This is a genomic window from Myroides sp. LJL115 (assembly GCF_054871665.1).
In genome coordinates, this window is the sequence record NZ_JBTXLS010000022.1 from 1 (window position 1) to 12,189 (window position 12,189).

The window sequence follows — 12,189 nt, forward strand, 5'->3', positions numbered from 1 at the left end:
AGTTTTGTCCTCCATACTACATTAAATAAGCAAGTACTAAGACGAGCAGGTTATCCATCTCTAAATGACATCTACTTAAAAGTATCGTAAAGTTAAGAACCGCCTTGGTACGGAACCGTATGCCGGGTGGTGTGAAAGGTCGGCTGAAGAAATAATCTTCAGCCTCCTATTCTATTCTATATATTTATCCTCTTATCTACTTGATTATTCACAAGATCCATCTCCAATACTAAAGACAACAAATCCAATGTTCTGTAATTTCTCTTTATCTAAAACATTTCGTCCATCAAACACAAAGGCTGGCTTTAGCATATTATCGTACACTCTTTGCCAGTCATAGTCTTTAAACTCGTCCCACTCGGTTAAAACAGCTATCCCATGGGCATTTTCTAGTGCGTTATAAGGATTGTTATGCACTTGTAAAAGACCTTGGTTTTCTTGATTGCTTCTAGTTTGTAAATCATTAATATCCTTAGTAATTTGATTAGAAGATACCTTTGGGTCGTATACGTGAATTATAGCTCTTTCTTCCATTAATTCATTAGCTACTTGAATTGCTGCCGATTCTCTAGTATCATTGGTATTCTTCTTAAAAGCCCATCCTAAAAATGTAATTTTCTTTCCATTTACTGTATTGAAAAGAGTTTTGACAATCTTTGAGGCAAACCTACTTTTTTGATAGTCATTAAAATCAATAACCTGTTGCCAATAGGTGGCTACCTCACTCAAACCATAGCTTTGAGCTATATATACTAAATTTAAAATATCTTTTTGAAAACAAGATCCTCCAAAGCCAACAGAGGCCTTTAAAAACTTACTACCAATGCGCGAATCCATTCCAATGGCCTTTGCCACTTCGTTTATATCCGCTCCGGAAACCTCACAAAGCTCAGAAATAGCATTGATAGAAGATACTCTTTGTGCTAAAAAGGCATTAGCTACAAGTTTGGAAAGCTCGCTTGACCATAAATTAGTAGTTAATATCTTATTTTTATCTACCCAACTAGCATAAATATCTACCAAAGCCTGTACAGCATGATTGTTTTTAGCAGCGCTAGAGCTTCCAATTAACACGCGATCTGGATGAAGTAAATCTTCAATTGCAGTGCCCTCGGCTAAAAACTCTGGATTACTTAAAATCTCAAAATTCACTCCATTACCAGTTTGATCTAATATTTGTTTAATAGCAGATGCAGTCTTCACCGGTAGAGTAGATTTCTCTACCACAATTTTATCTTTTGTAGCTACTCTTGCTATTTGGCGAGCACAAAGCTCGATGTATTTTAAATCGGCAGCCATACCTTTACCCTTTCCATAAGTCTTAGTTGGTGTGTTTACCGAAATAAAGATCATATCAGCCATAGCAATAGCTTTATCTACATCTGTATCAAAGAATAAATTCACCCCTCTTGTCTGAGCTATTATTGGGGCCAATCCAGGTTCATAAATAGGTAATTGGGATAGGTCTTGCGTATTCCATGCAGCAATACGGGATGCATTAATATCCACTACGGTTACTTGAATATGGGGATTCTTTGCCGCAATAACTGCCATGGTTGGTCCTCCAACATAGCCAGCGCCAATACAACAAATGGTTTGAATTTTTTGCATGCGTAATTTCTTTGTTTTTATTTCACCTTGCAATGTACTGATTTTATCGCTTTACCGCCATATTAAAAGGTTTAAAGAATACTAAAAACAAACTCTCTAGGTAAAAAAAGGCAAAAAAAAACACCTTTACCACCAAGGTAAAAGTGCTAATTATTCTTTGTCAAAATAACCTTCTGCCATTTTAACTATAAAAAGTCTAGCTTATCTTTATAACTTTACTATTCTCTTTCTCTGCTACCTCTTTTCGTAAAGAACTACTAGAGAAACGGTGATCTCTGGTATTAAAATATAGCTCAATACCTTTTTCTTGACAGTAATCTCTACCAGTAAAGTTTAAATTTGCGTATTCATCTCCTAAGATGCGAACATCAATCTTAAAGGAGCGTAAAATATCCTCTAAATCTCTTTCTGTTGCATAAGGTACGATTTCATCTACAAATTTACACCCCTTTAATTGAATATAGCGCTCTACTACGCTTTGCGTGGGTTTATTCTTATTTGGTCTATCTATAGTTGGATCGGTTTGCAATCCCACGATTAAATAGTCGCATTGTCTTTTTGCTTCCTCTAACATTTTAATATGCCCAGCATGTAAAAGATCAAATGCACTAAAAGTTATTCCTACTTTCATTATAAATATTTTTTTAATCAACAGCAAAAAGCAGTCCAAATGAAATACAAAGACAACCTTTTTACCTAAAATCAACATAATAGCTCTATTTATCTAAAACAAAGCCCTTAGCTTTACTATAAAATAATAAAGTAAACACCTCAACTCAAACTAAATCATTGGCTTAGCAAGCATTGTAATAGAGAGTTGGAAGTACAAGCAATCAAAAATACCACTTTTTCCTTAAACAGTAAAAATATTTTCACCTCAAATACTTCTGTTTCTTAAGCCAACCAATCAAAGATTGAAATGCTAATTAGTCCTACCCTATTGTTACTTATCTATTTAGCTTTAAATAGGAGAGATAAAAAAATCGCCTAGAATAAAATTCAAAGCGATTTTAAAATATCCTAAAAAACTTCCTTTTAAACAAAAGGACAAATTTTTCATTAAGATGATTTACCTAATAGTACAGTCCCCACTATAAACATTAGGTTTGTACTGACAAAGGTAGTATTAATTAGGGACAAAATAAGGTTAAAAAAGATACACCATTATAATATTTTATGTTATTTGTTAGAATAAGCAAACAACTTCCTGTATTACAATACTTTACAATATCACTCATTTTTAAGTCTTTTTACTATATATCATAAAAATTTCTGAAAAAACATAGCCGTTTACACTCTACTTTAGCTTCTTAATGCTTTTTATAACTCATTATTACTAATGCAAAGTATTTTTATCTGTTATTTTAGTGCAATATTCTGTACCCAGATAAAGGGGGTCCCCATACTTTTCAGACCAAAATCCCTCTAAAAGGCCTTCTGCCAAACAGGTATACACCACAATCCCTTTGAAAATTTTATCTGTATCTCCTCTATAATTGAAGTGGATTACTAGAATATTATTCTTAAAGAATCCTTTTCCATATTGAAGAGCCTGTCCGATGGTCCATTTCGCTACAATACGCCTATTAGAATCCAAAGATAAAGAGAGCGTACCTTTGTAAAAACTTTCTTGGTCCTGTTCTTGGTTGGTCCCCTTTACCCAATAATCTCCTACTAAATCTTCTATATCCATAGTATCTTTTTCTTTTTTCAATAAGAGGCCAAAAATAAAGTCTTTTCCTGTATTTTCACTTAAACAAAAGCCTTTTCTTCCCCCTGGTTTTAACGTGTCATTACCTCTTTAAAAGCCTTATCAATAAATGGTATTAAATCCATAGCATTTAGTCCTATGTAACTAAGTTCACTATGGGCTAATTGATAAGCTAACCCATGGATATATACTCCAAGTATAGCTGCTTGGTTATTGTCATAGCCTTTAGCTAAAAGTCCTAAAATCACACCATGCAATACCTCTGAACTACCAGCAAATGGCAGACTACTAGTTGAATTAAAGAAAATCTGATCCTCTGGTAAGACAATTTGTATATGAGATGCTTCTAAGATAAATATAAGTTTCTTCTGTGTAGAGAGAGCTTGTAGTTTAGCTAATTTTTCAAAATCATCCTCCCACTTTCCTACTAGAACTTCTAATTGCCTTGGTTGTATATATAAGATGCAATTACTAGGTAGGTTATCGAGTAATTTTGGATTTTGAACTAATACCTCAACAGCTCTAGAAGAAATAATTAATTTACTGGTTTGCTGTACCTCAGATAAAGCAGTAATAATAGTCTTTTGACTGGGAGAATCCTTGTCTATACCAAGACCTATGGATACTGCGTTATAATCTGAAAGCGAAGGAACCTGGCTTAAATGATGTTGCTGTGGATCACAAAGACAGTTTACTTGCCAGAGCTGAGTTACTATTGGCAAATAACCATTTTGGGGAACATAACAACAAAGCTTCCCAAGACCCGTTTTTAATGCCGCTGAGGCTCCTAAAATAACTTTTCCTAATTCAGGGCTATCCCCTCCTATTATAATACCATGACCTAATTCTTTATTAGTGCTAAATTTCATATTCTTTTGTAGCCTTTGTTTAACCCATGTCCCTGTGGTGTAAAAGTGTTTACATAAAAGCTGATTTTGTGCAGAAGCATCCAAACCGACATCTACAATACTAAACGATGCAGCACACTCTCCACTACTTGCAAATAGCAAAGACAGTTTAGGACTTTGAAAAGTATAAACCATATTTGCTTTAAATACTGGAGCATTAATTGAAGTGGCTTTATCACAAAACATACCACTAGGTATTTCTATAGATATTCTATCAAGGGCAGGACTTTGGTTTAATTTGGAAAAAAACTCCGCCCAATTCTCCTCCAAGATATCCTTTAATCCTATTCCAAAAAGACCATCAATAATGATATCTTTTTCTCTAATGGTAATAGAATGTTTATTGGGAAGGAATTTTTCAACCTTAATACCGCTTTCTTGCATTAAATCTTGATTGGTGACATTATCAGGGCTATACTTCTTACTTTGAACTAAGTATACCTTTACAAAGCCTCCAGCTTCTTTAACCATACGAGCTAAGGCTAAAGCTAAAGCTCCATTGGTGGTAGTTCCACATAGAAATATAAAGTTACTATGGTACAATTTATGACGTAAACTAAGAGCTTCCATCGTTTTAAGAGCTGCCTTTTCTATTAACTTAAAACTAGAAATATATTGATTACTAATGGTTTGAGCTACTAGTTCTTTACTTTGAGCACTACTAAATATTTTCATGGATTTTTTTTTTTGTTTTGTATATACACCTAATGTATAAGCTTATTTTCTAATAATCAAATATTTATAAGTTAAAGTATATATTGACCAAAAAAGCTCTCATAGCTATTTTTTACATTTATTTATTCGTTAAACATTTCATAAGTCTGTAAATTCCACAAAGCCACCATTTACACATATCCAAACAAACCAATACTTATATAAGTAATCTCTATGTTTACATACTGTACAATACTACTTTTAGCAATAGAATATACTTTTTACTTATTGTTCTACATTTTTATCTTATAAACATTTCTTGTACTAGATTAAGTTCAAAAGTTAGAGAAGGATTGTATTTTTGCAGTACAAATTTTAGATAGATTTACAAAATGAAAATAACCGCATTCGCAGCAAGCAATAATACAGAATCAATCAACCTAGAATTAATAAAATCTACTTTGATTCACTTTCCAGAAGCTCAGGTAAATATTCTAGATTTAAATGATTATGAAATGCCTATCTTCTCTCCAAAAAGAAGTTTAGATGGAATTCCTTCTCAAGCACAAGATTTCTCCAATGCTTTAGAGCAAAGTGATATCTTAATTATAGGTCTTGCAGAGTATAATGGTACATTTACCTCGGCCTTTAAAAATATATTTGATTGGAGTTCTAAAATAGACATGAAGGTATTTAAAGATAAACCTACTCTTTTACTTTCTACTTCTCCTGGACCAAGAGGTGCAACAACAGTATTAGAATCGGCTAAGAATATCTTTCCTTTCTATGGAGCTCAAGTGATAGAAAGCTTTTCTTTACCAAGTTTTTACGACAATTTTAAAAATGGTAACATTGAGGATCAAGACTTAAAACAAGCCTTACATCAAACGATAGAATCCTTTAAAAATAAATTAGTTAGCCAAGAAGTGGAATAATTTTTTACAATCCTTTATATTTAACTTATGTAATGTGGTAAATTCTACTTACATTTACCTTAATAGGTAAATGGGTACTCGATTTCCATTATACCCAATAAATAAACCCACTGTTAAAAGTGGGTTTTTTTTATACTCAATAGTCTCTCCTTGTTGTTTATGTTGGTTTTTACACCTCTACTATTACAAAAAACACTTTGAAAAAATCCCTTTAAAAGTAGTTTTTGTGTTTATAGTCTTTATTTAAATTGTATTTTGCAAAGTAATAACCTTAAAATTCTACCTTAAAATGATTTGGAGACAACCTATAGATTTACACACATTAAATCAAACACCTGCTTATATTGGTACTTTTCTTGGTATTGAATTTACTCATTGGACAGACAACACTTTAACTGCTACCATGCCATTTAGTGAGAAAACCCAACAACCTTGGGGAGTTTTACACGGAGGAGCCTCTGTGGTACTAGCCGAAACACTAGATTCTTACGCAAGTAACCTAATCATTGATTTAGACCACAAGATGCCTGTTGGCTTAGAGGTAAATGCCAACCACCTTAGACCAGTATCTCAAGGAAAAGTAACCGGAGTATGTACACCTGTCCACTTAGGAAGAACAACCCATGTCTGGGATATTAAAATCTACGACCAACAGCAAAAGCTAAGCTGCATAAGTCGCTTAACCGTTGCAATTATTGATAAAAAATAATCTAAAATAAAAAAGCCTCAAAAAAGTGTTTACCTTTTTGGGTCATATATCCTAACCTAGGTATAGTGTTTTATTTTGATTCGAAATGCTATTTCCTATTTTAGCCTACCACCTCGAAGGACTCTAAAGGATGGTCTTCTATACTATTTGCTGCTTCCAAGGTATAATCATAGTCTTTCAATACACCGTTTTTGCTTAGACTAAAATAAAGATATTTAACTAGGGGTTGATCCCAAGAAATCACCTCGATTATAAATAATTCTTTTTCAACTAGAGGCACCACATTGGTGATGTTCTTCCAAATTTCCACAATACAATAAGGATCTTTAATATCGACTCTAGTTAGATGAATAGGAAGATGAAGTTCAAATCTTGCATTAACATAATAGAAGCCATAATTTTTAGTGTCTCTATAAATAATTGGCTTTTGCTCTAGTTTACTTTTATCTGCATCAATACATACCATATGTTCTTTGCCTTTATAGGTGATAGTAAAAGCACCTTGAGGTAAGATTTCATAATTGTGGATTCTCTTTCCACGTGTATTATAAGTTCTGGCTTTATGGTTAGATATTTTACCTACAATAATACTCTTATTGTCACAAAAACCTATGTAGTTATTAATTATCTTTTTTAGTCCTTTATTATTGCTCCTAGTCTTATATAAACTACCTTGTATCACAACGAATCGCTGTGCTATTACCTGCATTTCAATAAAACCTTGATTTTGCCAAGGCCCATGTAGACTAACTACCTGGCTTAAAATCACCTGATTGGTTGAAAGAATTTTTACACTACTACAAGCCCTTGTTTTTAAGCGCTCAAATAATGGTAAAACTTCCAATACATTTTCTTTGGTAATATTGGGAAAATAATCCCATAACCAAAATCTGTTTTTCACGCCGAAGGTATATACTAAGTTAGCTAGAGTATACCTACCTACTTGATAAAGTTCTATACCTTGGTATTTACAAGGTTCTATAAAAAACCCTTGCTGATCAATAATACCATAGAGACCTTGAAGGTTTTCTACCACTGCATAACCTGTCTTATTAAAAGACTGTGCGCTTTTAAAGGTAGGTGGAATACGAATTTGTCCGCTCTGGTCCTTATACCCATATAAAGCGTTTTCGGCTAAAAAGACGGTGTATTGGTGGGAATTAAAAAGATTCGTCTTAGCCATAATCATCAACTATTTTATTTCTAAAAATAACGCAAAAAATCCGAAATAAAAAAATAAAACAGACTTTTATACTAACTTAAAGCCAACTTTAACACTTTGATATTGAATTTTTTATAAATATGGAATAGACAGATTAAAAAAAGTCAGGAAAGATAAATTTTAACATTTACATAGCTTAAAACCCACAATATAAGATACTTAATAGCGTTTTTATACTACTTAGTATATTGTCCTTCTTTAAAAACCTAACTCTCTACCTATTATGACTTCTTCCCCTAGCAACTTGGAAAATATACAAGAGCATTTACATACTACTATTACTTCCTATTCTTTATTAAAGGACTGCTTAACCTTATTATCTTTATTTGAAACATGGACTAACTACTCGCCCACTTTGTACAAAGCCAATTTAATTGGGTTTGGGCAAAGAACCATCAAAGTAAATCAAAGTAATCAAGAAAAGAGAAAACCTTTGGTAGGCTTTACTCCTAAGAGAAATTTATTATTACTACATGTTTTTTCAGGAGTAAAACACCATGAGTATCTATTGGAGAATTTAGGTCACTTTAAAAGAGTGAGAAACGCCTTGCAAGTACAACAGCTTTCTCACATTAACCTAATCTCCTTAGAAATGATAGTCTATAAGACCATAGAATACCATCAAAGTAGTCTATAATAAAGCTAATATAGTCTTTTAGTGTGCCCCCATTTTAGAAAACACATTGATAACCACAACCCCTAAGACAATTAAAGCCATTCCTATAACAGCAGGCATGTCCAGTTTTTGGTTATATACAAATACTCCAACTATACTCACTAGAACGATTCCAATTCCAGACCACATTGCATAAGCAATACCCATTGGAATACTTCTTAGGGTTAAACTTAAAAAGTAAAAAGCTAACCCATAGCCAACTATAGTAATTATACTAGGCCATAATTTGGTAAATTCTTCAGAGGCCTTTAAACTCGATGTGGCAATAACCTCAAAAATAATGGCAACAAAAAGCAGAAGTAAATTTTTCATCTTTATTTTATAAAGGCACAAAGATAAGCAAATACTCTAAAATTTATTCTACTCCTGTTGCATTCGAAGTAAAGTTTCTTGTGACACTCCTAAATAACTAGCTAAATTCTTAGAGGGAATACGCTGTATATTTTCTTTTAAATCCTTTATTAATTGTCTATATCTCCCCAAGGCATTTTGAGTGTGCAAAACAAAGATACGATGCTCTAGTTCGCAACAATAATCCTCCATAAAACGTCTAACTATGATATTTAGTTCAGGAAACTCTCTATATAAACGAAGTAGCGCAGCGCTTGGTAGAGCATGAATTAAACATGGCTCCATACAGGATATACGCTGCAGGGAGGTTCTGCTTTTATACATATGTAAAGTAGATCCAATAATAGAATTCTCAAAGCCATACCACAAATCAATCTCTTGGTTTGTCTCTAAGGTATAATATGCCCTAACGCATCCCTTTTCTAAGACGTATAAACTAGTGGCTAAATGTCCATCTTGAAGTAAGGCTTCCCCGGTGTTCTTTTGAAAAGTCTGAGTATTTTGAATAATCGCATTCTTACATGCCGAAGACAAATACCCATATTTTTCAAATAAGCGTATTAATATTTTCATACAACTTTCTTTTGGTTAGTCCTTTAAAGATAACAAATTGATTTAATTACAAGTATATTGTTAAGCTTTTTTCTTTTAGAACTATTTTTTCTAGCCTATTGTCATACATAATAATATAAAACACCCTATTTTCGATTATTATTTCCTTTTTATAAAAATGCAAAAAGGGCTGCCTCACAATGGAAGATAGCCCCTTTTTTTGTTTAATAAGTATCGTATTTTACTCAGTATAATTTAATTATTTAATCCAAAATATAAACTATATCTAATAAATTACTTCTGAATGACAGCGAAGTAACCTTTAAAAGATAGTTCCTTTTATCTTTTTAGAATTTTCTTTTAAATTAATTTGATAAAGACGCCATATAAGGATCGGTTATACTAGGGGAATTATCCTCTATATGACCGGCGTAAATGTACTCAAAGTCTGGATGTCCTTTAAGGCGTAATTCCAATTGATACCATCCTTTAAAATTTTGGTAATCTAAAGTAATTTCTTGACTTTGCTTGGCTCTTAAAGTAATCTCTTGGCTCTTTTTTAAGTAAATCTTATCCTGTAATTCAATAGACAAAGAAATATTACTTTGGTTTTGCAAGTGAACAATTAGACCTTTATTCAGGGTATAGTTTACCTTTATTTGTAGGCCAACTGGAGTTTTACTTTGCTTAAAGCTGCGATAAAACCCATTTGCCCCATGCATTACAAGGTGAGTATTTTCCCCTTCAAACTGGTCCACTTCCCAGGTATAATCCAAGCTTTGATCCTTTAGAACTGTAAAATCCCAATTAGCCCCTTGTCTACGGGCATAGCTACCTATAGAATACACCTGTAAAGGCGCCCCATAAGTTTTATTGCTATTTAATAGGGGCTGACTTGAAAATTCTAATTCAAGCTGGTTTTCTTTCCAATGCAAATCAGCAATCATATTATAGGGCAAAGCACAAGCTTTCTTTACTCCTTTTTCTTGTTTAGCAAAACCAGGTAAATCCCTATAGGTAGGTAAGCCTTTGATTTGTTCCAAGGTATACTCTTGGAATAAATCTGGCACTTTTTTATCCTTAGCCTGCAAAATGGTTTGGACAATTTGCTGTCTTTCTACAAAATCCAGTTCCACTTTTGTAGTACTTGATGCTGGTTGGAAAACTGAAGTCATATTTCCACTTACTGCCCTTCTATAAGGAGAGATATTTTGCTCTATAATCTTCTTACCTGTTTTCTTTTCAATAAAATATTCTAAAAACTGTATGGTAGAGGTTAAATCCATTACTTCTGAATTTACCCATCCCCCCTTTGTCCATGGACTAACCACAACCATAGGAACTCTAAAACCAAAGCCTATTGGACTTTGAAAGTCTCTATCGGGTTTACCACTTCTTTTTCTTTCTTGCTCTTTGGTAACCCATTCTTGCGGGCTATAAAGATCCGCAGACATTTTACCAGTGGATAAATCCCCTTGTAAGGCAGGAACAAAAGGAGCTACGTGATCAAAGTATCCATCGTTTTCATCATAGGTTAGAATAAAGATAGTCTTTTGAAATACTTTAGGATCTTTGGTTAATATGTCTATTGCCTCAGATAAATACCAAGCGCCAAACCAAGGTGCTCCAGGGTGATCCGAGAAGTTACAAGGTGCTACAAGCCAACTAACCATAGGCAGCTGTCCGCTATCTACATCTTTTCTGAATTGATAAAACACATCTCCTTTTGGAAGGCTTGTTTGTTTTTCTTGGCCCTGACTATGATAGCTCATTTGCTCTAACTCATGGTAATTTGGATCTTGCTCATTGGTGGTAAAAGCCTTTTTATGGATGGCTTTTTCAAAATCACTTAGCCCATCAAAAGCTTCTTGATTATAAAGAGACATATCCTTTTCTAAGCGCTCTTGTTTTTTGATTAAATCACTTCTTTGCTCTGGGGTTAAATCTTCTTTCTCTAAGGCTGCATCCACCCTTTGTTTTTCGAAAACTAGATATTGGGTATGAGCCTTGTGCAATCGAACATTGTATTGCTGGTGAAACTCTAGATTATTATCGGTAAAATTAGCAAGCCAATTCTCCTGATCATTGGTCAATCCCACAGGAATACTAAGTTCGTTTTGGTATACCCTCCAAGATATACCAGCTTTTTCCAAGCGCTCTGGATAAGTACTCCATCCCACATTTTTGTAATTGATTTGACCATTATCTAGATGAGCTGTTGATTCAGGATCATGAGGTTTTTCTCTAACGGTACCCGACCAAAAAAAGGATCTATTGGCACTTGTTCCAGTTAAAGAGGAGCAAAAATGTTGATCACATACGGTAAAGGCATCCGCTAGTGCATAGTAAAAAGGAATGTCCTGTCTTTGAAAGTACCCCATGGTTAAAGGAGCGTATTTTAAAGCTTCTCCAGAAGGCCTTTTTGCATTAAGCCAATTATTCATATCCCCATTATTTCTAGCCTCTACCATATCCTTCCAACTGTGAGGTAAACTACCCATCCAGGTAATTTTTGTATTTACTATATCCAGATGAAAAGGACCGTAAATTTTATGATTAAGGGGGTCACTTTGTAAGTAAACAGGTAAACCATCTGGTTGAACCATAGCCCTAGGGTCATTAAATCCCCTTACTCCTTGTAAACAACCATAGGCATGGTCAAAGGAGCGGTTCTCTTGCATTAAAAACACAATATGCTCTGCTTGGGTAAAATCACTGTTTTCAATAGGGTCAATACTCAAAGCCCTTTGTATGGAGCTTGGCATACCATTATTAAAACAAAGTCCAGTGGTAAATAAACTCGATACTTTGATAAAATCTCTTCTGCTTGGTTTCATAGTTTAGTTAGTATAGTAATGTT

The 12,189-nt window shown here is 33.6% G+C and carries 11 protein-coding genes; 3 read left to right on the forward strand and 8 right to left on the reverse strand.

The features are described 5' to 3' along the window. Positions 1-204: 204 nt before the first annotated feature. The 4 genes from ACYSNX_RS07040 to ACYSNX_RS07055 all read right to left on the reverse strand — a co-directional run bounded on the left by ACYSNX_RS07040 (position 205) and on the right by ACYSNX_RS07055 (position 4,905). The gene (locus ACYSNX_RS07040) at positions 205-1,611 is read right to left on the reverse strand and encodes a nucleotide sugar dehydrogenase (protein WP_461753975.1); all 1,407 of its coding nucleotides are present in this window, start codon (positions 1,609-1,611) and stop codon (positions 205-207) included. Between the two features lie 196 nt (positions 1,612-1,807). After that, positions 1,808-2,242: an adenylyltransferase/cytidyltransferase family protein gene (locus ACYSNX_RS07045; RefSeq protein ID WP_461753976.1), complete on the reverse strand. Its 435-nt coding sequence runs from the start codon at positions 2,240-2,242 to the stop codon at positions 1,808-1,810. A 705-nt stretch (positions 2,243-2,947) separates the two neighbouring features. After that, positions 2,948-3,304: a hypothetical protein gene (locus ACYSNX_RS07050; protein ID WP_461753977.1), complete on the reverse strand. Its 357-nt coding sequence runs from the start codon at positions 3,302-3,304 to the stop codon at positions 2,948-2,950. A gap of 89 nt (positions 3,305-3,393) precedes the next feature. Next, the gene (locus tag ACYSNX_RS07055) at positions 3,394-4,905 is read right to left on the reverse strand and encodes an NAD(P)H-hydrate epimerase (protein WP_461753978.1); all 1,512 of its coding nucleotides are present in this window, start codon (positions 4,903-4,905) and stop codon (positions 3,394-3,396) included. Positions 4,906-5,276: 371 nt separating this feature from the next. On the opposite strand from ACYSNX_RS07055, the gene ACYSNX_RS07060 reads away from it, so the two are divergent. Both ACYSNX_RS07060 and ACYSNX_RS07065 read left to right on the forward strand, forming a co-directional pair. Next, positions 5,277-5,819, forward strand: a complete 543-nt coding sequence (locus ACYSNX_RS07060; RefSeq protein WP_461753979.1) for an NADPH-dependent FMN reductase — start codon at positions 5,277-5,279, stop codon at positions 5,817-5,819. 289 nt (positions 5,820-6,108) lie between these two features. Continuing rightward, positions 6,109-6,528 (forward strand): hotdog fold thioesterase, encoded by a 420-nt coding sequence (locus tag ACYSNX_RS07065; protein WP_461753980.1) that lies wholly within the window; start codon positions 6,109-6,111, stop codon positions 6,526-6,528. Between the two features lie 100 nt (positions 6,529-6,628). On the opposite strand, the gene ACYSNX_RS07070 is transcribed toward ACYSNX_RS07065, so the two are convergent. Then, the gene (locus tag ACYSNX_RS07070) at positions 6,629-7,711 is read right to left on the reverse strand and encodes a WG repeat-containing protein (protein ID WP_461753981.1); all 1,083 of its coding nucleotides are present in this window, start codon (positions 7,709-7,711) and stop codon (positions 6,629-6,631) included. A gap of 262 nt (positions 7,712-7,973) precedes the next feature. On the opposite strand from ACYSNX_RS07070, the gene ACYSNX_RS07075 reads away from it, so the two are divergent. Continuing rightward, positions 7,974-8,387: a hypothetical protein gene (locus ACYSNX_RS07075; RefSeq protein ID WP_461753982.1), complete on the forward strand. Its 414-nt coding sequence runs from the start codon at positions 7,974-7,976 to the stop codon at positions 8,385-8,387. 18 nt (positions 8,388-8,405) lie between these two features. Here ACYSNX_RS07075 and ACYSNX_RS07080 read toward each other — a convergent pair whose 3' ends face one another. The 3 genes from ACYSNX_RS07080 to ACYSNX_RS07090 all read right to left on the reverse strand — a co-directional run bounded on the left by ACYSNX_RS07080 (position 8,406) and on the right by ACYSNX_RS07090 (position 12,166). Then, positions 8,406-8,738, reverse strand: a complete 333-nt coding sequence (locus tag ACYSNX_RS07080) for a DMT family transporter (RefSeq protein WP_461753983.1) — start codon at positions 8,736-8,738, stop codon at positions 8,406-8,408. Between the two features lie 48 nt (positions 8,739-8,786). Further along, a complete protein-coding gene (locus ACYSNX_RS07085) occupies positions 8,787-9,350 on the reverse strand; it encodes a Crp/Fnr family transcriptional regulator (RefSeq protein WP_461753984.1) in 564 nt (187 codons plus the stop codon). A 344-nt stretch (positions 9,351-9,694) separates the two neighbouring features. Continuing rightward, positions 9,695-12,166: a phosphocholine-specific phospholipase C gene (locus tag ACYSNX_RS07090; RefSeq protein WP_461753985.1), complete on the reverse strand. Its 2,472-nt coding sequence runs from the start codon at positions 12,164-12,166 to the stop codon at positions 9,695-9,697. Positions 12,167-12,189 lie beyond the last annotated feature (23 nt).